The organism is Pseudomonas sp. EA_15y_Pfl1_P101, assembly GCF_963970835.1.
GTDB classification, from domain to species: domain Bacteria; phylum Pseudomonadota; class Gammaproteobacteria; order Pseudomonadales; family Pseudomonadaceae; genus Aquipseudomonas; species Aquipseudomonas tritici.
In genome coordinates, this window is record NZ_CAXAPA010000007.1 from 20,468 (window position 1) to 41,245 (window position 20,778).

Consider the following 20,778-nt stretch of genomic DNA (forward strand, 5'->3'; position numbering starts at 1 on the left):
CCGATTGCTTCTTATTGGGCAGGGCTGGATGGTGAGACCACGAGGTCGGCGCGCACGGCGCGTACATCGAGGCTGATCTGGTATTCGGTGTATTGGCGCGCGGGCACTTTGATCACTGTGCGCCATTGCGCGCGGTCCAACTCTCGATAGCCCACCAACAGCCCGATCTGGCGCGTGGACGGGTCGAGGTCGCGCTGAATGCTCAGTTGCTCGCCGGGCTGCACCGTCACTTCGTCCTGGTCCAACAGGTCCAGGCCGAGGGTGGATTGCGCGCGGTCAGCCAAGGCGAAGTAATCGGCGCGTGCAAAGGTGGCGGCGTTTTTCAGCTCGAAAATACGCACCCGCACCGGAGCAGCCTGGCCGCTGGCGCCGGGGTTAAGCCCGTTGATCGCGTGGAAGTGCAGCTCGACAGCAGCTGTATCGGCCTCTGCTTCTGCCACCGCTTCGGGTTTCGCGGCGTCTTTGGCACACGCCGTCAGCAGTAGCACGGTGGCGACTGCGAGTAAAAACCTGGGAATCATCCTGCGTCCTCAATGACGTACTTAGCTATCCGTTAATTCATGTGTTGCGGCGCGGGTTTAGCGACGCTGTCGTGCGCTGTGTTCTTCGTAGGCCCGGCTGAATTCGCGGCCGAACAGGTCCTGGAAATCTTCCTGGGCCTCGCGGGAAATATTGCTGTAGAGCTCGGTGAACTGCTGCCAGTACTGGGCCTGGCGCGAGCCGTTGAAAATGCTCGACAACCCGCCGGGCTTGCCCATGCGTTCTTCCAATTGCGCCGGCTCGAAACGGCTGAGCAGGTGCTTGATCGCCGCTTCCACGCCGGCCATCACCGCCAACTGGTGGGCGCGCAGATCGTTGAAACTGTCGCGCACGGCGAGGTCCGGCGCCATAAACGCTTGGTTTCCGTGGCGTAGCAAAAGCAGTAACGCTTCGTCGGCATTCGGGGCGAATTTCAACGGATTGTTTTCAGCAGGCTGGATCATCGTCTGCTGCATGCGGAACTCGCCCTTGAGGCTGGCGCGGGCACGCAACACGTCGATCAGGCCCTCGACCATCAGGCGGTAGCTGCGGCCGATGCTTTCCATCTGGGCTTGCGCTTGGGCCTTGTCGAGGCGTAGCTGATCGAGACCAGCGCCGCGCAGGAAGGCTTGCAGGAGGTCGGGCTGCTGCTGGGTATCGGCCACAGGGACCGGGGGCTCGACCACAGGTGGCGGTTGGATCACCGGAGCAGGTGGTGGAGGCGGTGGTGGTGCACTGGTCACTGGCGCCGGCGCGTCGCCGAACAGGTCCCAATCCTCGGGAATCACCGAGCCCGACAACCCAGGCGTTTCAACCACAGGCGCGGGCACGGCGACGGGCGTCGGCGGGCGGAAGTCATGTTGTTCAGAAGGCACGTGATCCGCCACGGTCGGCGGCGGCACGGCGGAGGGGCCAAGGAAGTCGAACAGGTCCGGCAGGGTGTCCATCGACGAGGCGCCCTGGAACTGGGGTGCAATCGAGGGTGTTGGGATTGGCGTGGGTGTGCTCACCACGGCGCCCATCAGCGCTTCAAAGCTATTCGGTGAGTCACCGGCAAACGGCTGGCTATCGACGGCCTGCACGTTGAAATCGATACGCGCCTGGATCTCGTAATCGCCGATACGGATCAACTCACCATCTTGCAGCGGCTCGCTGTTACCCCGACGCATACGAACGCCCGCTTTAACCAACTCCACACCATTAGTGCTGTTATCGGTTAGGTAGTAACGGCCGTCTTTGTATTGAATAACGCAGTGTTGCGAGGAAACCAGCCGCTCAGGGTCAGGCAATATCCAGTCATTCTCAGAGCTGCGGCCGATAGCCAGCGCACCCTGATTCATGGACTTTTCGGAGCATTGCCCAGGGGTAATCTTGTGATAACTAGTGATAGTCAAACACAGCGACATCTTGCCTCCTTGCTGATACTTCACTCGCGGTCGATTCCCGGAACTGCGCCGCCGGGATATCCCCATCAGGTCGAACAATCGACCCTCTAAAACCTGCCAATGCCAGCATGATCGCTGATCTTAACTGGGTTCTATGACAAAAATTCTGCCCCGGTGCATCACTCGACCCACCAGTCGCGCAGGTTGTTAAGCACCGCACATCTGTCACAGAGGGCGAATAGCTTACCTTGACAAGGCATAACTACTACACCAAAAATGCACAACTTCTTGAACACCAGTAATGGCACATTAATGGCATTGCGCCTATATGACCAAGAAAACATGCAAAGTTCCTCGCACAACTAATGCATGAATTGCCCGCCATCTAACGGGCTGATAGGGAGATCGATTTCAGTGGATGTGCCGTTGCTGCTCACCGCCGTTTCTGCCACTTCGCCGTGTGGCGAAGACATGGAATATGACGCGCAATTTTTGCAATTGGAGCGTGATGCCAAGGGCCAACCCGAGCGCAGCATGGGCGACTCGATCCTGCCCGCTGAACCGCCGGAATGGCGCAGCATCCAGCAGCAAAGCCTCGACTTGCTGGCGCGCAGCAAGGACCTGCGCATCACCCATTTCCTGCTGCAAAGCTCCCTTGCCCTGCAGGGCGTGGCTGGCTTAGCCGAAGCCCTGACACTGATCAACGCGTTGCTGCGCGACTACTGGGCCGACCTGCACCCGCGCCTGGATGCCGACGACGATAACGATCCCACCGTACGCATCAACGCCCTCACCGGCTTGACCTGTGACACGAACACTCGCCTGCTGCGCGAAAGCATCCTCACGCGCTCACGCACTTTCGGCCCGGTGAGCCTGCGCGCCGCGCTCAACGCCAGCGGCCTGCTGAGTTTCGCCGATGAACAACTCGGCGCCCAGCAACTCAACGCCGCGTTCCTCGACAGCGACCCCGAGCAACTGCAAGCCACCCGCGACGCCCTGAGTACAGCCCGCGCGGCCTGCGAAGCCATCGAACAGCACGTCAATGATCAGGTCGGTTCCGCCCAGGGCGTGGACCTCAGTGCCTTGAAGCAACCGCTTAAACAGGCGTTGCAGATACTCAATCAAGCGGTGCCCGGCACCGACAGCAGCAGCGAACCCGAGGCCGTCAGTGACGATAATGCCCCCTCGGTCGACTTCGCCGCCGCCCCCGCAGCACCGCGCCCCGCTGGCGATATCGCCAATCGCGACGACGTGTTGCGCAGCCTCGACAAGATCCTTGCGTACTACACCCGGCACGAGCCTTCGAGCCCGCTGCCGGTGCTGTTGAACCGCGCGAAGAATCTGGTGCACGCCGACTTCGCGGCCATCGTGCGCAATCTGATTCCCGACGGCATGTCCCAATTTGAAAACCTGCGCGGCCCGGACGGCGAGTAAGTCGCCCGGCAGTCCAGTAACAACACCGTCGCTCAAGCGACCAGGAGCAGCAACGTGGCGAAGCAAAGTTCTCAGAAATTCATCGCGCGCAACCGCGCGCCTCGAGTGCAGATCGAGTACGACGTCGAGCTTTACGGCGCCGAGAAAAAGGTCCAGCTGCCCTTCGTAATGGGTGTGATGGCCGACCTCGCCGGCAAGCCTGCCGAGCCCTTGGCGGCGGTGGCTGACCGCAAGTTCCTTGAAGTGGACGTCGACAACTTTGACTCGCGCCTCAAGGCCATGCAGCCGCGCGTGGCCTTCCACGTACCGAACGAGCTGACCGGCGAAGGCAACCTGAGCCTGGACATCACCTTCGAAAGCATGGACGACTTCAGCCCGGCTGCTGTGGCGCGCAAAGTCGATTCGCTGAACCAACTGCTTGAAGCCCGCACCCAGCTGGCCAACCTGCTGACCTACATGGACGGCAAGACCGGCGCTGAAGAAATCATCATGAAGGCGATCAAGGACCCGGCATTGCTTCAGGCACTTGCCAGCGCGCCTAAGCCTGCAGGGGACCAGTAATCATGACTGACAATACCGCCCGCGAAGGCTCCCAGATCCTGGGTGCCACCGAAGAAGCCAGCGAGTTCGCGAACCTGCTGCTGCAAGAGTTCAAGCCAAAGACCGAGCGTGCCCGCGAAGCCGTCGAAACGGCCGTGCGCACCCTGGCCGAACAGGCTCTGGCGCAAACCGACCTGGTGTCCAATGACGCGATCAAGTCGATCGAATCGATCATCGCCGCTATCGACGCCAAGCTGACCGCCCAGGTCAACCAGGTCATCCATCACCCGGATTTCCAGCAGCTGGAAAGCGCCTGGCGTGGCCTGCATTACCTGGTCAACAACACCGAGAGCGATGAGCAGCTGAAGATCCGCGTGCTCAACATCTCCAAGCCGGACCTGCACAAGACCCTGAAGAAATTCAAGGGTACCGCGTGGGACCAGAGCCCGATCTTCAAGAAGATGTACGAAGAAGAATACGGCCAGTTCGGCGGCGAACCGTACGGTTGCCTGGTGGGCGACTACTACTTCGACCAGTCGCCTCCCGACGTAGAGCTGCTGGGCGAGCTGTCGAAAGTCTGCGCCGCCATGCACTCCCCGTTCATCGCTGCGGCCTCGCCGACCGTGATGGGCATGGGCTCGTGGCAGGAGCTGTCGAACCCGCGCGACCTGACCAAGATCTTCACCACCCCGGAATACGCGGGCTGGCGCTCGCTGCGTGAATCGGAAGACTCGCGCTACATCGGCCTGACCATGCCGCGCTTCCTGGCACGCCTGCCGTACGGCGCCAAGACCGACCCGGTGGAAGCCTTCGCTTTCGAAGAAAACACCGACGGTGCCGACAGCTCCAAGTACACCTGGGCCAACGCCGCGTACGCGATGGCGGTGAACATCAACCGTTCGTTCAAACACTACGGCTGGTGCTCGCGCATCCGTGGCATCGAGTCCGGCGGCGAAGTGGAAAACCTGCCGGCCCACACGTTCCCGACCGATGACGGTGGCGTGGACATGAAGTGCCCAACCGAAATCGCCATCAGCGACCGCCGTGAAGCGGAACTGGCGAAGAACGGTTTCATGCCGCTGCTGCACAAGAAAAACACCGACTTCGCCGCGTTCATTGGTGCGCAGTCGTTGCAGAAACCGGCCGAATACGACGACCCGGACGCCACCGCCAACGCCAACCTGGCGGCGCGCCTGCCGTACCTGTTCGCCACCTGCCGTTTCGCTCACTACTTGAAGTGCATCGTGCGCGACAAGATCGGTTCCTTCAAAGAGAAGGACGAAATGCAGCGCTGGTTGCAGGACTGGATCCTCAACTACGTAGACGGTGACCCGGCGCACTCCACCGAAACCACCAAGGCCCAGCACCCATTGGCTGCCGCCGAAGTGATCGTGGAAGAAGTGGAAGGCAACCCGGGGTACTACAACTCCAAGTTCTACCTGCGCCCGCACTACCAGCTCGAAGGGCTGACCGTGTCGCTGCGCCTGGTATCGAAGCTGCCTTCGGCAAAAAGTGCCTAAGTAACTCGCTCGTTCCCACGCTCCGCGTGGGAACGATCACCCACTTCAGTGGCCCGTGCCACATAGGGAGAAAACATGGCTGTTGATATTTTCATCAAAATCGGCGACATCAAGGGCGAGTCCATGGACAAGGCCCACAAGGACGAAATCGACGTACTGAACTGGAGCTGGGGCATGGCCCAGTCCGGCAACATGCACGTTGGCGGTGGCGGCGGCGCGGGCAAGGTGAATATCCAGGACCTGTCGCTGACCAAGTACGTCGACAAGGCTTCGCCGAACCTGATGATGCACTGCGCCAGCGGCAAGCACATCGACAAGGTCAAGCTGACCGTGCGCAAGGCCGGTGGCGAAAGCCAAGTCGAGTACATGGTAATCAACCTGGAAGAAGTGCTGGTCACGTCCCTGAGCACCGGCGGTTCGGGCACCGATGATCGCCTGACCGAAAACGTCACCCTGAACTTCGCCCAGGTGATGGTCGACTACCAGCCGCAGAAAGCCGACGGCACCAAAGACGGCGGTCCGATCAAGTTTGGCTGGAATATCCGTTCCAACACTAAGCGCTGATCCGATACACCTCTGGCGCCACGCGCCGGAGGTTTGGTGCTTGCTCGCATTCGACCTTTTCCTCTTCGGTATCTGAGTCATGGCCAAACCTTCGTTCATCAATTTGTGGAAAGCGTATTCCGATCTTCTGGTTACGCATCCAAAAGCAGACCCTTGCAATGGTCCCTGGGCCAATCAATGCGCTATCCGCATGAGCCTGGTGCTCAACGCCGAGCTGACCATCAAGGTCAACAAATCTACCTATACCGAGCCCAAGTGTGCCCATGAACACGCCAGGGGTGCCGAGTCGTTGGCTAATTGGCTGTGGAAAAGGCATCTGGGACGACCGGCCATTTTGGGTAACACCGCCGAAGACCGTCGCACGCTGATGGGCAAAACCGGGCTCATCTTTTTCAAGGATTGTTTCCAGCAATCAGGCGAGTCCCTGGATAACCGTACCGGCGACCATATTGATCTATGGAACCGAGGAATAACCCAAACTGGCGATCTCTTTTTCCGCTCCAGAGCTGTCTGGTTTTGGGAGCTCACATAATGAAAAAACCACTACTCACCCTCTGCCTGACCATGAATTTGATCAGTCTGAGCGCTTGCGCCGAACATGCCGAGAATCCAGCGACCGAGGCCGTCTTCGTCGGGCAACAGCTCAAGCTGATTGATGAACAGGGCCAATGCACGCTGGTCAAGCCAGACCAAAACCACATAAAGCTGGACATGGCGTGGCCTTGCAGCTTCAGCCTGGATAGACAGCAAAAACTGCGCGTAGAGACCTTCAACGACATTCCGATTTTTGCGGTCTGGCACAGCGAGCACATGCCTGCGCCGAGCCGCGACTGCCTCAGCAAGATGCAAGCTATTCGTCAGTCTCAAGGGCTGTTTGAAGCGGCCCCCGTTAGTACATTTGCATCCTGCGGCTCGGGTGGCGACCAAAAAATGTATGTGGCGCCCTTTACGTGGTAACCGAAATCGCCACCCGCGACCGTCTGCAACCATCCCTGCTGGACCGGTTGACCGACGATGACCCAACCAACCCCAAGGAAAGCGCCGACAAACGCGTGCTGTCCCTGACCCAATTAAAAGCCTCGGTTCTGCGCGACCTGGCGTGGCTGCTCAACACCACGTCGTTGCTGGATGCCGACGCCACGCTGCACACCCCGGCCGGTACCTCGGTGGTCAATTACGGCCTGCCGGCGCTCGCGGGCAACAGCGTTTCCAGCGTGGACATCAAGGCGCTTGAAGCCCTGATCTACCAGGCCATTGCCACTTTTGAGCCACGCATTTTGCGCCACACCCTGCGCGTCAAAGCCCGCGTCGGCCATGGCGAGATGAACCACAACGCGCTGAGTTTCGAGATCGAAGGCGACCTGTGGGCGCAGCCGGTGCCGTTGCGCCTGTTGCTGCAAACCGACCTGGACCTGGAGTCTGGCCACGTACGTGTGGTCAACGCCGACCAGCGGAGACGCCCATGAACCCGCGCCTGCTGGAGCTGTACAATCAGGAACTGCACCACGTGCGCGAAAGCGCCGCCGAGTTCGCCAAGGAATACCCGAAGATCGCCAGTCGGCTGACCCTGTCCGGTATGGACTGCGCCGACCCGTACGTCGAACGTTTGCTCGAAGGTTTTGCCTACCTCACGGCCCGCGTGCAGCTCAAGCTCGACGCCGAATACCCGACCTTCACCCACAACCTGCTGGAAATCGCCTACCCGCACTACCTGGCACCGACGCCGTCGATGACCGTGGTGCAATTGCAGACCGACCCGGACGAAGGCTCGCTGGCCAGCGGTTTCCCCCTGCCCCGCGACACGGTATTGCGTGCCGCGCTGGGCCGTGAAACCCAGACTTGCTGCGAGTACCGCACCGCCCACCCGGTGACGTTGTGGCCGTTGCAGGTGAGCAACGCCGAGTACTTCGGCAACCCCGCCGCCGTGCTCGGGCGCCTGGTTGCAAGCGAGCCGAAGGCCAAAGCGGGTTTGCGCCTGACTCTGCGCACCGGCGCCGAGTTGCCGTTCAACAGCCTCGACCTGGATAACCTGCCGCTGTACCTCAGTGGTGCCGATGAGCAACCGTTTCGCCTTTACGAACAGCTGCTGGGCAACGCCTGCGCGGTGTTCGCGCGCAAACCCGGCGGCGATTGGGTCGAGCGCCTGCCGCCAGACGCGCTGCGTTCCCGTGGTTTTGACGATGCCGACGCGGCCATGCCGGTGGTTGCACGCGCGTTCCAGGGCTATCGCCTGCTGCAGGAATACTTCGCCCTGCCCCATCGTTTCCTGTTCGTCGAATTCGCCGAGCTGAGCCGTGCGGTCAAGCGCTGCGACGGTCAGGAGCTGGAACTGATCGTGCTGTTTGATCGCCACGAGCCGAGCCTGGAAGGCAGCGTCGGCCCGGCGCAGTTCCTGCCGTTCTGCACCCCGGCGATCAACCTGTTCCCGAAACGTGTGGACCGTATTCACCTGTCTGACCGCGTCAACGAACACCATGTGATCGCTGACCGCACGCGGCCGATGGATTTCGAGATTCACTCCTTGAGCAGCATCACCGGCCACGGCACCGGGCCGGAGCAGCCGTTTTTGCCGTTCTACGCGGTACGCGATCCATCCCGCTACGGCCGCGACCAGGCCTATTACACGGTGCGCCGTGAGCCGCGAGTGCTGTCCAGCGACCAGCGCCGCAACGGCCCGCGCTCCACTTACGTGGGCAGCGAAACCTTTGTCAGCCTGGTGGACAGCCGGCAGTCGCCCTACCGCCATGACCTGCGCCAACTCGGCGTGACGGCGCTGTGCACCAACCGCGATCTGCCTTTGTTCATGACCGTGGGCAATGGCAAGACCGACTTTACCTTGGCCGACAGCGCGCCAGTATTGGCCGTGCGGTGTGTGGCTGGCCCAAGCCGCCCGCGCCCCAGCCACGCCCACGATGCCAAGGCCTGGCGCCTGATCAGTCAGTTGTCGCTCAATTACCTCTCGCTGAGCGAACAGGGCCAAGGCGCCGGCGCCTTGCGCGAACTGCTGCGCCTGTATGGCGACAGCAACGACGCCGCCCTGCAATTGCAGATCGAAGGCCTGCGCGAAGTCAGCAGCAAAGCCGTGACCCGACGCCTGCCGATGCCCGGCCCGATTGTGTTTGGGCGTGGCCTGGAAATCACCCTGGAATTTGATGAAAACGCGTTTCGCGGCACCGGCGTGTTCCTGCTCGGTGCAGTACTGGAACGCTTCCTGGCACGCTACGTGTCGATCAACAGTTTTACCGAGACGGTGATCCGTACCACCGAACGCGGCGAGATCATGCGATGGAAAGCCAAGCCCGGACGTCGTCCGACCCTGTGAGTACCCTGGATGCGATGCATCAGGAGCCCTGGGAATACGATTTCTTCCAGGCGCTGCGGCGTATCGAGTGTGAATCGCCCGAGCTGCCGCGTCTGGGCCATTCCCTGCGCCTGGCGGATGACCCGCTGCGCCTGGGCCAGCAGGCCGATTGCACCTTCGCCCCGGCCACATTGGCCTCGGTCGATCCGGGTGGCGATGGCAAACCGGCGCGACTCGAGCAGTTCTTCTTTGGCCTCGGCGGCCCCAACGGCCCGCTGCCGCTGCATATCACCGAATACGTGCGCGAGCGCCAGCGCAACAACGCCGACAGCACCAGCAAGCAATTCCTGGATGTGTTCCACCATCGCCTGCTGAGCCTGTTTTACCGGGCCTGGGCGGAGGCACGGCCGACGGTCAGCCACGACCGTCCAGACGATGATTACTGGTCTGCACGCCTGGCGGCTTTGAGCGGGCGCGGTATGCCGAGCCTGCTCAATCAGGGACTCATCCCTGATACGGCGAAGCTGCATTACAGCGGCCACCTGTCGGCGCAAACCCGTTACCCGGACGGTTTGAAGGCGATCCTCGGCGAGTATTTCGGCCTGCCGGTGGAGATAGAAGAATACGTCGGCCAATGGCTGGAACTGCCCGAGCGCAGCCGCGTGGGCGTGAGCGCCCACAGGCTGGGTGTGGACTTTTGCCTGGGCAGCTTCGTGTGGGACCGCCAGCACAAATTCCGTATCCGCCTGGGGCCGCTCAAGCTGGATGACTACATGGGCATGCTGCCCGGCCATCAGCCGTTCAACGAGCTGGTGGCGTGGGTGGCCGAGTACCTGGGCCATGAATTGGACTGGGACCTGAACCTGGTTTTGCAACAACCCGAAGTCCCGGCGCTACAACTCAACGGCCAGTTCCGCCTGGGCTTCAACACCTGGCTCGGTCGCCCTGCGCACGACGCCAACGACCTAATCCTGGCCCGGCATTACGCCGATCAGGCCACCACCTCAAGGAATCCAGAGCATGGGTGAAATCAGTCGCGCCGCACTGTTCGGCAAACTCAACAGCGTGGCCTACAAGGCCATCGAAGCCGCCACCGTGTTCTGCAAGCTGCGGGGCAACCCGTATGTGGAACTGGCTCACTGGTTTCACCAATTGCTGCAACTGCAGGACTCGGACCTGCACCGCATCATCCGCCAGTTCAACGTTGAACCGGCGCGCCTGGCCCGTGACCTGACCGAAGCCCTGGACCGCCTACCGCGTGGCTCGACCTCGATCACTGACTTGTCGTCCCATGTGGAAGAAGCCGTGGAGCGCGGCTGGGTCTACGGCAGCCTGATGTTTGGCGAAAGCCAGGTGCGTACCGGTTACCTGGTGCTGGGTATTTTGAAGACGCCGAGCCTGCGTCATGCGTTGCTGAGCCTGTCGTCGGAGTTCGACAAGATCAAAGCCGAAGCCCTGAGCGAGCGTTTTGATGAATACGTCGGTGACTCGCCGGAGAATGCCCTGAGCGCCAGCGATGGCTTCAATGCCGGCGCCGTGCCGGGCGAAGCCAGCGGTGCGATGGCGCCGAGCGCGATGGGCAAGCAGGAAGCGCTCAAACGCTTCACGGTCGACCTGACCGAGCAGGCACGCAGCGGCAAGCTTGACCCTATCGTGGGGCGTGACGAAGAGATCCGCCAACTGGTCGACATCCTGATGCGCCGCCGCCAGAACAACCCAATCCTTACTGGCGAAGCCGGCGTGGGCAAGACCGCCGTGGTCGAAGGTTTCGCCCTGCGTATCGTCGCCGGCGACGTACCGCCTGCACTCAAAGACGTGGAACTGCGCAGCCTCGACGTGGGCCTGCTGCAAGCCGGCGCCAGCATGAAAGGCGAGTTCGAACAGCGCCTGCGCCAGGTCATCGAAGACGTCCAGGCGTCGCCCAAGCCGATCATTCTGTTTATCGACGAAGCCCACACGCTGGTGGGTGCCGGTGGTGCTGCAGGCACTGGCGATGCGGCCAACCTGCTCAAGCCCGCCCTTGCCCGTGGCACCTTGCGTACCGTGGCCGCCACGACTTGGGCCGAGTACAAAAAGCACATCGAGAAAGACCCAGCCCTGACCCGCCGCTTCCAGGTAGTACAGGTTGCCGAGCCGTCGGAAGACAAGGCGCTGCTAATGATGCGTGGCGTGGCTTCGACCATGGAGAAACACCATCAGGTGCAGATCCTCGATGAGGCGCTGGAAGCCTCGGTCAAGCTGTCCCACCGCTACATCCCGGCGCGTCAGTTGCCGGACAAATCCGTGAGCCTGCTGGACACCGCCTGCGCCCGCGTCGCCATCAGCCTGCACGCGGTGCCGGCGGAAGTGGACGACAGCCGCCGTCGCATCGAAGCGCTGGAAACCGAGCTGCAAATCATCGCCCGCGAGCATGCCATCGGCATCGCCATTGGCGCGCGCCAGAGCAACAGCGAAGCCTTGCTGGCCGCAGAACGCGAACGTCTTGCGACCCTGGAAGGCCGCTGGGCCGAAGAGAGAACCCTGGTGGATGAACTCCTCGCCACCCGTGCAACCCTGCGCGAGAAAGCCGGCGCCGTAGACAGTGGCGACGACGCCTTGCGCGAGCAACTGGTCGACCTGCAACAGCGCCTCAGCGCGCTGCAAGGCGAAACCCCGCTGATCCTGCCGACCGTGGACTACCAGGCCGTGGCCTCGGTGGTCGCCGACTGGACTGGCATCCCGGTCGGCCGTATGGCGCGCAACGAACTGGAAACGGTGCTCAACCTCGACCAGCACCTGAAAAAACGCATCATCGGCCAGGACCATGCCCTGCAGATGATCGCCAAGCGCATCCAAACCTCTCGCGCCGGCCTCGACAACCCAAGCAAGCCGATTGGCGTGTTCATGCTGGCCGGCACCTCCGGCGTGGGCAAGACCGAAACCGCGCTGGCGCTGGCCGAAGCTATGTACGGCGGTGAGCAGAACGTCATCACCATTAACATGAGCGAATTCCAGGAAGCCCACACCGTGTCGACCCTCAAGGGCGCGCCACCGGGCTATATCGGCTACGGCGAAGGCGGTGTGCTGACCGAAGCGGTGCGGCGCAAGCCCTACAGCGTGGTGCTGCTGGACGAGGTGGAAAAAGCCCACCCGGACGTGCATGAGATCTTCTTCCAGGTGTTCGACAAGGGCGTGATGGAAGACGGCGAAGGCCGGGTGATCGACTTCAAGAACACCCTGATCCTGCTGACCACCAACGCCGGTACCGAGTTGATTTCCCGGGTGTGCAAAGACCCGGCAAACGTGCCGGAGCCGGAAGAAATCGCCAAGGCCCTGCGCCAGCCGCTGCTGGAGATTTTCCCGCCGGCGCTGCTCGGCCGACTGGTGACGATTCCGTACTACCCGCTGAGCGACGAGATGCTCAAGGCGATCACCCGCCTGCAACTCGACCGCATCAAGAAGCGCGTGGAAAACACCCATAAAGTCGCCTTCGACTACGACGACGAGGTGGTCGACCTGATCGTCTCTCGTTGCACCGAGACCGAAAGCGGTGGACGCATGATCGACACCATCCTGACCAACAGCCTGCTGCCGGACATGAGCCGTGAATTCCTCACGCGCATGCTGGAAGGCAAGGCGTTGGCGGGCGTGAGGATCAGCAGCCGGGATAATGAATTGCACTACGACTTCAGCGACGCAGATTGACCTGACGGAACACGGTCAAAATGTGGGAGCTGGCTTGCCTGCGATAGCGGTGTATCAGTCAACATAAATGTTGAATGTTCAATTGCTATCGTAGGCAAGCCAGCTCCCACATTGGATTCGGTTCCTTCAGTAATCAAGACCTTTACAGGACGCCCAATGCTATTCAACCAAGCCTCACGCCTGGCCAAGATCACCAGCCCTCTCGGGCCGGATGTGCTGCTGCTCAATGAAATGGGCGGCGGTGAAGAGCTGGGCAGGCTGTTCAACTATGAGCTGCAACTGACGTCCCTGGACGCCAACATCGACCTCAACCAGCTGCTCGGCAAACCCATGAGCGTGGGCCTGCAACTGGCGGATGGCGGCGAGCGGCATTTCCACGGCATCGTTGCGCGCTGCAGCCAGAACATCGACCAGGGCCAGTTCGCCAGTTACCAGGTAACGCTGCGCCCGTGGCTGTGGCTGCTCAGCCGCACTTCGGACTGCCGGATTTTCCAGAACCTGAACATCCCGCAGATCATCAAGCAGGTGTTTCGCGACCTCGGTTTTTCCGACTTCGAAGACGCCCTGAGCCGGCCCTACCGCGAGTGGGAATACTGCGTGCAGTACCGCGAGACCAGCTTCGAGTTCGTCAGCCGCTTGATGGAACAGGAAGGCATCTATTACTTCTTCCGCCACGAACAGGACCGCCATGTGCTGGTGCTGGCCGACGCCTATGGCGCCCACACTAGCGTGCCCGGCTACGCGTCGATCCCGTACTACCCCAAGGACGAGCAGCAGCGCGAACGCGACCACATGCACAACTGGCACCTGGCGCACGAAGTGCAGCCGGGCTCGCTGGAGCTCAACGACTACGACTTCCAGCGCCCCAGCGCCAGCATCGACGTGCGCTCGGCCATGCCGCGTCCGCACACCGCCGGCGACTATCCGCTGTACGACTACCCCGGCACCTACGTGCAAAGCGAAGACGGCGAGCACTATGCGCGCACCCGCATCGAAGCCCTGCAAACCCTGCACGAACAGGTCGAGTTCAGCGGCAACGCCCGTGGCCTGGGTTCAGGGCATTTGTTCAGCCTGACCGGCTTCAGTCGCCAGGACCAAAACCGCGAATACCTGATCGTCGGCTGCCGCTACTACATCGTCCAGGAAAGCCTGGAAAGCGGCGGCGGCTCGGGGTCGGCGCAGTTTGAAAGCAGCCTCACCTGCATCGACGCCCAACAAAGCTTCCGCCCACTGGCCAATACGCACCGCCCTGTCGTCAAAGGCCCGCAGACCGCGCTGGTGGTCGGCCCCAAAGGCGAGGAAATCTGGACCGACCAATACGGCCGCGTGAAGGTGCATTTCTACTGGGACCGCCACGACCAATCCAACGAAAACAGCTCGTGCTGGATTCGTGTGTCGCAATCCTGGGCCGGGAAAAACTGGGGCTCGATGCAGATTCCACGGATCGGCCAGGAAGTGATTGTGAGCTTCCTCGAAGGCGACCCCGACCGGCCGATCATCACCGGCCGCGTGTACAACGCCGAGCAGACGGTGCCTTACGACCTACCGGAGAACGCGACTCAGAGCGGCATGAAGAGTCGATCCAGCAAAGGTGGCACGCCGGCCAACTTCAATGAAATCCGCATGGAGGACAAGAAGGGGTTGGAGCAGTTGTATATCCATGCCGAGCGGAATCAGGACATCGTCGTCGAAGTCGACGAAAGCCATTCCGTGGGGCATGACCGGAATAAGAGTATTGGGCATGACGAGGTAGTAACGGTCGGCAACGACCGCGTGCGTGCGGTCAAGCATGACGACATGCTCATGGTGGGGTTCAGCAAGACCGATGCCATCAGTAAGAGCTACCTGATTGAAGTGGGTGAAAACCTGCGTCTGGTCTGTGGCAAGAGCGTGCTGGAGCTCAACGCCAGCGGGCAGATCAACCTCACCGGCGTGCAGATTAACGTTTACTCCGAAGGCAGCTCGGAGATCAACACCGGAGGTAATTTGCATTTGAACATTGGTGGCAAAGGCGGCACCACCCCCATGGGCCAAGGGGTCAAGGGTGAAATCGACGCGGCCGTCAATTCCATGTTTCCTAACCCGCCTTCCGGCCAATAACGAGATTCCGTTTCATGACCTATCAACTTAACGAACTGCAATTCACGCTGCCCAGCGATGACGTTCAGGATGCTTCCATCAATATCCTGAAGTTCGCCGCTCTGGGTACGTCGTTGATCGTCAGCCGTAGCCTCCTAGGTGATGGTGAGACGCTGCAAAGCAACTTCGAAGAGCAACTGGCGAAGCTGGAGAAGCAGGTACAGGACCTGCGCTACCAACCGGCCAAGGCACTTCGTGTAGGCGCGGCGCAGGATATAGACGCCATCGAAGTGCATAACCAGTTCAGCAAGGGCACCGAGCGTATCCATCAATACCAGTTAGCGCTTGTGATACCCGGCACTCGGCAGATGCTTGCCCTGAGTTATGTCAAAGCCCAACCCCTGGGCGATGCTGAAAGCGCCCATTGGGCAACCATCAAAAGCACCTTGCAGCTGAATCCCAAGCCTTGAAGTCCCTATTCCATGTCTGACGCACTCTGGGCGGCACGTCTCGGCGACGGCCTGCTGCACACCTCGGCGATGGCCGACATCCTGGGAGGCGTGCTGGAAATTGCGGCCAACATCGCTATTACGGCCGTTGCCACTGCTGCGATTGTGGCCGCCACCGGTATTACGGTCGTAACCGGCGGGCTAGGCTGCTTTGTGCTGGGCGCCGTGGTGGGAATTATCGTCGGCATAGGCATGAGCAAGACGGGGGCGGACAAAGGGCTGACAAAAGTCTGTGACTGGATAGGCAGCGCGTTATTCCCGCCGGTGGTGATGGCAACAATCGCCACCGGCTCCCACAACACCTTCACCAACGGCATACCCTCTGCACGTGCCGCAGGCGCCATCGGCCCGGTCAGCTCGCAACCTGCCGAAGGTGGTAGCCCCGAAGAGGCTAGCTACCTGGACATGGCCAAGGGTTTCTTCTCGCAGATGTGGCGACCCACAGTGGCGGTTCCTGCACCAGGCGCAGTACCCAAACCGCTGGATATCGTGATCTGCACCAAGCATCCGCCGATGCCGCCGCAGTTTATTGCCGAAGGCTCCAGCAAGGTCACTATCAACGGTCAGCCGGCCGCCCGCAGCGGTGACCGAAGCACCTGCGACGCCTCGATTGTCGAGTCGGGGATGATCTCCAGCAACGTGCGTATTGGCGGAAGCCCCGTAGTGGTACGCGAGATCCGCAGCGGCAAGACACCCGGTGTCGGGCTGGCGGTGACCGCACTGTTGATGCTGCGTGGCGGCGGCTCCAAGTTTTTCAGCAAGCTGCCGTGCATGGTTGTTGGTGGACTGGTGTCGTGGGGCACCAGCCAAGTGACCAATGCCATTACCTCTGCAGTAGCAGGCTCGCCCAACCCGGTACACAGCTCCACCGGCGCGAAAATTCTTGATGGGGAAGACGATCTGGACTTCGCCCTGCCCGGCCTGCTCCCTATCGAGTGGCAGCGCTACTACAGCAGCCGGGACGAGCGTCGCGACGGTCTGTTCGGTGCCAGCTGGAGCGTGATCTACGAGGTCTGCGTCGAGATTGGCGTACACCCCGAAGGTGGGGAACGGCTGGTCTATACCGATGAGCAAGCGCGACAGATCGACATGGGTGTCATCCCGCTGGGCGGTGCCGTATTCAGCGCAGGAGAAGGCTTGAGCGTACGGCGCAATACCAATGGCCAACTACTGATTGAAAGCGTTGATGGGCTCTATCGGCTGTTCGAGCCAACACCAGGCACTCCCTCGCAACTGCGCCTCAGCCAGTTAGGGGATCGCAATGACAACCGCATTTTTCTCGACTATGACGACCAGGGTCGGCTGAGCCAATTACGAGATACTTTCGACCATGTGCGCGTCGAACTCGGCTACAGCCAACAATGGCCGGCGCGGGTAGAGGGAGTCGATCGCGTTTACCCCGACCATAGTCGAGAAACCCTCGTCAGCTATGCCTACGACACTCGCGGCGACCTGGCTGAAGTTCGCGACGCCGCCGCAAACGTGCAACGTCGTTTTGCCTATGACGCCGGCCAGCGGATGATCGAGCACCAACTACCCACCGGGCTACGTTGCTACTACCACTGGGAATGCGTGGGAGATAGCGAGTGGCGTGTGGTGCGGCACTGGACCGATGAAGGTGACGAGTACCGGTTCGACTATGACCTGTCGGCCGGTGTGACCCGGATTACGGACGGCTTGCAACGCGTCAGCACACGCCGCTGGAACCCGCAGTACCAGATCACCGAGTACACCGACAATCTGGGGAAGACTTGGCAATTCGAGTGGAACGACGAGCGTCAGTTGCTCGGTGCAACGGATCCTCAAGGCGGTAAATGGCAGTTCGGCTACGATGAATCCGGGAACCTGTGCAGCACTCAGGATCCGTTGGGGCGTATTGAATCCACATTGTGGCTGGAACATTGGTCACTGCCGTTGGTGGAGACCGATGCGGCAGGCCAAGCGTGGCAATATCAGTACGACCAACGAGGCAATTGCGTCAGTGAAATCGACCCCTTGGGGCATGTCACACAGTATCGCTACGACACATTTGGTCAGGTGGTGGAGATCATCGACGCCACGGGTAAAAGCAAAACCCTGCGCTGGAATGAAACCGGACAGTTAATTCAGCATGTCGATTGTTCAGGGTACCCCACAGCGTTTGAGTACGACCGCCAGGGCCACTTGCAGGTAGTCATCGACGCCTTGGGTGAACGGCAGCGTTATCAACACGACAGCCAAGGCCGCCTGCTGCAAACCGAAATGCCGGACGGTCGCATCGAGCAGTACCTGCGCGACACCAGCGGTCTGTTGATCGGCTATACCGATGCAGCGGGTCACACCACTCGCTACCAATACGGCCGTCGCGGGCAAGTGCGCCAACGAATAGATGCCCACGGCAGGCAGATTGAGTTCCGCTACGACGCCTATGGTCGGTTGCAAACCCTGACCAATGAAAACGCGGAAAGCTACCGTTTTGCCTGGGACGAGGCAGACCGCCTCACGGAACAGCAAGACTTGGACGGCAGTGCCCGACGTTATGACTATGATGCGTTGGATAATCTGGCTGCCTTAGAGTACGTCCCCTCGAATGAAGGACTGGCAGTGCCGTCCCCTATCGTGCATCGCCTGGAACGCGATGCGGTTGGTCGCTTGCTGGTGAAAGTTACCGATGATGGCCGTACCGAGTACGCCTACGATCCGGTGGACCAGCTCACCACCGTCACTTTCACAGGTAATGATGAGACCACTCAGGCGCTGGCCTTTGCCTACGATCCGCTTGGTCAACTGATTACCGAACAAAGCGCCGCCGGCAGCCTGAACCATCACTACGACGAACTCGGCAACCTGATCCAGACCCAACTGCCCGATGGCCGCTGGCTCAATCGCCTGTACTACGGCAGCGGTCACCTGCACCAGATCAACCTCGACGGCCACGTCATCAGCGACTTTGAGCGCGACCGTCTACACCGTGAAGTTCTGCGTACCCAAGGCCAGATCACCACGCGCAGCGAATATGATCGCAGCGGCCGCCTGCGCTCACGGATACGCCGCCCCAATGGCCAGCCCACGCAACTGCCGGCCGCCCAGCAAAAACACTTCGACTACGACCCGGCCGATAACCTGATCGGACGCCTGGAGCGCGACCGCGACAAGCATCGGGACCAGCGTCAACTGCTGCACTACGACGCGACCGGCCGCATCATCGCCAGCCAGGACAACGCTCAAGGCCAGCAGGAAACCTTCGCCTACGACGCCGCCGCCAACTTGCTGGACGGGCCGCCAGCCAGTGCAGGGCTGGTCGTGCATAACAAGCTGCTGACTTATCAGGACAAGCGCTACCGTTATGACGGTTTTGGTCGAATGATCGAAAAACGCAGCGCTGCGCGTGGTTTGCAACGCTTCGCCTACGACGCCGAGCATCGCCTGATCGAAGTGCGTAGCCAGAAGGATGGGCGCGAAACGGTCGTGACAATGACCTATGACCCGCTCGGACGACGCATCGCTAAAACCGAACATGACAGCAACGGTTATCCGTTGGGTGAAACCCGATTCGATTGGGAAGGTTTGCGCCTGTTGCAGGAACATCGGCACAGCCAAACCAGCCTCTATATCTATGAAGAAGATAGCTATGCACCGCTGGCTCGAGTGGACGGCGCGGGCGAGCATCAAAGTGTGCGCTATTACCACAACGACCTGAACGGATTGCCTGAGCAACTGACCGAAGCTGATGGGAAAACGGTGTGGCAGGCGCGGTATCAGGTGTGGGGGAATGCGGCCGAAGAAGTGCGTGAGGCGTACTTTATCGAAGAGCAGAATTTGCGGTTCCAGGGGCAGTATCTGGATCGGGAGATTGGGCTGCACTACAACACATTTCGGTTTTATGATCCGGATGTGGGGCGGTTTACTACGCCGGATCCGATTGGGTTGATGGGTGGACTCAATCTGTACCAGTACGCGCCAAACCCCATTGGCTGGATTGACCCGTGGGGGTGGGCAGGTGACCCAGCGAAAGCGACCCACATCACCTACGTCGGCGTAAAAGACGGTAAACCTTATGTGGGTTACGCCAGCAAACCTGGACTGGGGCACTCTGCCCGAGATGTGTTGAACTATCGTTACCCTAACAAGGACATTTTCGACGTAGCACCGCGTGCCGTATTCAAAGGAAACGGACAAGAAGGTAAAGATATTGCACGTGGTTTAGAACAAAGGATTTATGAGGACAAATTGAAAGAAGGACCTGTCGCCAATAAGCAAAGGCCCGTAGGTCCGAAAAACAAAAGGCGGGGTATTTACTTAGCTGCCGCTGATAAACACAGAGGTGTTAAGCCTCAAAAGCCCACTAGCAAACCTAAAGGTCCTGGAAGATGTTGAAAAAAATCACTTGGGAAGAGGGCAAGGTGTTCAGTTTGAAACTGAAAGAAGACTTGTACACTCTTGTCCAGATGCGTGCAGACTACTATCTTCAATTCTTTGATCTAACATGTGCTCAAGATGAATGGAAAGGTATGGATCTTGGAAAAGCCAATACCTTATTCTTTATCTTCACCTCGACCAAGGCATTGAAAAGTTTAGCTGTCAGCACACCGTCACCGGATGAGATAACCATTGATAAACGCCCTCCGGAAAAAAAAATGCTGAGAGCCATCATTGGCGGTAACTATGGAGCCGACTTGATCGAACTACCCGACTCTCTTGACGAGTTGGAGGCTAAGGTTCTGAAGAATAATCTAACGCTCAGCGATGACTTAGAAACAATATACAAATATGAGCTTTCTGGCATGGTCGGTGATCCGGAAAAATTGCGAGAACGCTTGATAAATTATTTCGATAACGGAATAAACTGGGATAAGTCAAAGGAATTTTTATTCAAAGGCATCTCAGTACCCTCTGCAAAAAACATATGAAAAATAAAGAACTACAAAACTTTAAAACATATCACCTTAACCTGGGCGGCGAAGAAAAATTTGCTGCCAAGGTAAAGATCCTTTTCGACAGGCTCATCGATAACCTAATGCTTCTTCCCGAAAAAGAAACTCAACTAGTTATTCTGGAAAACTTCAAACAGTGCATACTCAACATCAACAACTTCGAGGACGAAATAGAAACTGTTGAGCGCGAATCTGTGCTTGAGCATATTTATGCTATAGGGGAGATCGTGGGCCTAGACCCAACTTCAGAGTACGCAGAGGAGTGGCGAGGTGATTGGTGAAGAAAAAGGAGACAGATTCATTTAAGGATCGCCTAGCCAAGTAAGTAAA

At 59.8% G+C, this 20,778-nt stretch carries 17 protein-coding genes; 15 read left to right on the forward strand and 2 right to left on the reverse strand.

What is annotated here, in order from left to right; translation table 11 throughout:
• Positions 1-11: 11 nt before the first annotated feature.
• Positions 12-521: a type VI secretion system lipoprotein TssJ gene (gene tssJ, locus AACY36_RS12540; RefSeq protein WP_339415069.1), complete on the reverse strand. Its 510-nt coding sequence runs from the start codon at positions 519-521 to the stop codon at positions 12-14.
• Positions 522-578: 57 nt separating this feature from the next.
• Positions 579-1,925 carry a type VI secretion system-associated FHA domain protein TagH gene (gene tagH / locus AACY36_RS12545; RefSeq protein WP_339415068.1) on the reverse strand — a complete coding sequence of 449 codons (1,347 nt, stop codon included), beginning with the start codon at positions 1,923-1,925 and terminating at the stop codon, positions 579-581.
• Between the two features lie 393 nt (positions 1,926-2,318).
• Between tagH and tssA the strand changes: the two genes are divergently transcribed.
• The 15 genes from tssA to AACY36_RS12620 all read left to right on the forward strand — a co-directional run bounded on the left by tssA (position 2,319) and on the right by AACY36_RS12620 (position 20,729).
• The gene (gene tssA / locus AACY36_RS12550) at positions 2,319-3,338 is read left to right on the forward strand and encodes a type VI secretion system protein TssA (protein ID WP_339415067.1); all 1,020 of its coding nucleotides are present in this window, start codon (positions 2,319-2,321) and stop codon (positions 3,336-3,338) included.
• Positions 3,339-3,392: 54 nt separating this feature from the next.
• A complete protein-coding gene (gene tssB / locus AACY36_RS12555) occupies positions 3,393-3,899 on the forward strand; it encodes a type VI secretion system contractile sheath small subunit (RefSeq protein WP_003231688.1) in 507 nt (168 codons plus the stop codon).
• 2 nt (positions 3,900-3,901) lie between these two features.
• Positions 3,902-5,398 (forward strand): type VI secretion system contractile sheath large subunit, encoded by a 1,497-nt coding sequence (gene tssC, locus AACY36_RS12560; RefSeq protein WP_339415066.1) that lies wholly within the window; start codon positions 3,902-3,904, stop codon positions 5,396-5,398.
• A 75-nt stretch (positions 5,399-5,473) separates the two neighbouring features.
• Complete coding sequence (locus tag AACY36_RS12565; RefSeq protein WP_034116443.1) at positions 5,474-5,962, forward strand: Hcp family type VI secretion system effector; 489 nt, start codon at positions 5,474-5,476, stop codon at positions 5,960-5,962.
• 79 nt (positions 5,963-6,041) lie between these two features.
• A complete protein-coding gene (locus AACY36_RS12570; RefSeq protein ID WP_048723566.1) occupies positions 6,042-6,494 on the forward strand; it encodes a type VI secretion system amidase effector protein Tae4 in 453 nt (150 codons plus the stop codon).
• The gene (locus AACY36_RS12575; RefSeq protein ID WP_048723565.1) at positions 6,494-6,919 is read left to right on the forward strand and encodes a hypothetical protein; all 426 of its coding nucleotides are present in this window, start codon (positions 6,494-6,496) and stop codon (positions 6,917-6,919) included. The genes AACY36_RS12570 and AACY36_RS12575 overlap by 1 nt, the downstream gene beginning before the upstream one ends.
• A complete protein-coding gene (tssE, locus tag AACY36_RS12580) occupies positions 6,913-7,428 on the forward strand; it encodes a type VI secretion system baseplate subunit TssE (protein WP_034116446.1) in 516 nt (171 codons plus the stop codon). Before AACY36_RS12575 ends, tssE begins: the two co-directional genes overlap by 7 nt.
• A complete protein-coding gene (tssF, locus tag AACY36_RS12585; protein WP_339436644.1) occupies positions 7,425-9,284 on the forward strand; it encodes a type VI secretion system baseplate subunit TssF in 1,860 nt (619 codons plus the stop codon). Before tssE ends, tssF begins: the two co-directional genes overlap by 4 nt.
• Entirely contained in the window at positions 9,248-10,291 is a 1,044-nt protein-coding gene (gene tssG, locus AACY36_RS12590) for a type VI secretion system baseplate subunit TssG (protein ID WP_339415064.1), read from the forward strand. The genes tssF and tssG overlap by 37 nt, the downstream gene beginning before the upstream one ends.
• Positions 10,284-12,947, forward strand: coding sequence for a type VI secretion system ATPase TssH (gene tssH / locus AACY36_RS12595; protein WP_339428287.1), 2,664 nt, complete (start codon positions 10,284-10,286; stop codon positions 12,945-12,947). The genes tssG and tssH overlap by 8 nt, the downstream gene beginning before the upstream one ends.
• A 156-nt stretch (positions 12,948-13,103) precedes the next feature.
• Positions 13,104-15,047: a type VI secretion system Vgr family protein gene (locus AACY36_RS12600; protein ID WP_339497193.1), complete on the forward strand. Its 1,944-nt coding sequence runs from the start codon at positions 13,104-13,106 to the stop codon at positions 15,045-15,047.
• Between the two features lie 14 nt (positions 15,048-15,061).
• Positions 15,062-15,496 carry a DcrB-related protein gene (locus AACY36_RS12605; RefSeq protein ID WP_145337401.1) on the forward strand — a complete coding sequence of 145 codons (435 nt, stop codon included), beginning with the start codon at positions 15,062-15,064 and terminating at the stop codon, positions 15,494-15,496.
• 12 nt (positions 15,497-15,508) lie between these two features.
• On the forward strand, positions 15,509-19,891 hold the full coding sequence (locus AACY36_RS12610; protein WP_339497195.1) for an RHS repeat-associated core domain-containing protein: 4,383 nt from the start codon (positions 15,509-15,511) through the stop codon (positions 19,889-19,891).
• Positions 19,885-20,424 carry a hypothetical protein gene (locus AACY36_RS12615; protein WP_167655916.1) on the forward strand — a complete coding sequence of 180 codons (540 nt, stop codon included), beginning with the start codon at positions 19,885-19,887 and terminating at the stop codon, positions 20,422-20,424. Before AACY36_RS12610 ends, AACY36_RS12615 begins: the two co-directional genes overlap by 7 nt.
• Entirely contained in the window at positions 20,421-20,729 is a 309-nt protein-coding gene (locus tag AACY36_RS12620) for a hypothetical protein (RefSeq protein WP_339415060.1), read from the forward strand. The genes AACY36_RS12615 and AACY36_RS12620 overlap by 4 nt, the downstream gene beginning before the upstream one ends.
• Positions 20,730-20,778 lie beyond the last annotated feature (49 nt).

Coding starts and splice junctions, on each gene's coding strand:
- tssJ (WP_339415069.1), bottom strand. CDS start 521: ATGATTCCCAGGTTTTTACTCGCAGTCGCCACCGTGCTACTGCTGACG.
- tagH (WP_339415068.1), bottom strand. CDS start 1,925: ATGTCGCTGTGTTTGACTATCACTAGTTATCACAAGATTACCCCTGGG.
- tssC (WP_339415066.1), top strand. CDS start 3,902: ATGACTGACAATACCGCCCGCGAAGGCTCCCAGATCCTGGGTGCCACC.
- AACY36_RS12565 (WP_034116443.1), top strand. CDS start 5,474: ATGGCTGTTGATATTTTCATCAAAATCGGCGACATCAAGGGCGAGTCC.
- AACY36_RS12570 (WP_048723566.1), top strand. CDS start 6,042: ATGGCCAAACCTTCGTTCATCAATTTGTGGAAAGCGTATTCCGATCTT.
- AACY36_RS12575 (WP_048723565.1), top strand. CDS start 6,494: ATGAAAAAACCACTACTCACCCTCTGCCTGACCATGAATTTGATCAGT.
- tssF (WP_339436644.1), top strand. CDS start 7,425: ATGAACCCGCGCCTGCTGGAGCTGTACAATCAGGAACTGCACCACGTG.
- tssG (WP_339415064.1), top strand. CDS start 9,248: ATGGAAAGCCAAGCCCGGACGTCGTCCGACCCTGTGAGTACCCTGGAT.
- tssH (WP_339428287.1), top strand. CDS start 10,284: ATGGGTGAAATCAGTCGCGCCGCACTGTTCGGCAAACTCAACAGCGTG.
- AACY36_RS12600 (WP_339497193.1), top strand. CDS start 13,104: ATGCTATTCAACCAAGCCTCACGCCTGGCCAAGATCACCAGCCCTCTC.
- AACY36_RS12605 (WP_145337401.1), top strand. CDS start 15,062: ATGACCTATCAACTTAACGAACTGCAATTCACGCTGCCCAGCGATGAC.
- AACY36_RS12610 (WP_339497195.1), top strand. CDS start 15,509: ATGTCTGACGCACTCTGGGCGGCACGTCTCGGCGACGGCCTGCTGCAC.
- AACY36_RS12615 (WP_167655916.1), top strand. CDS start 19,885: ATGTTGAAAAAAATCACTTGGGAAGAGGGCAAGGTGTTCAGTTTGAAA.
- AACY36_RS12620 (WP_339415060.1), top strand. CDS start 20,421: ATGAAAAATAAAGAACTACAAAACTTTAAAACATATCACCTTAACCTG.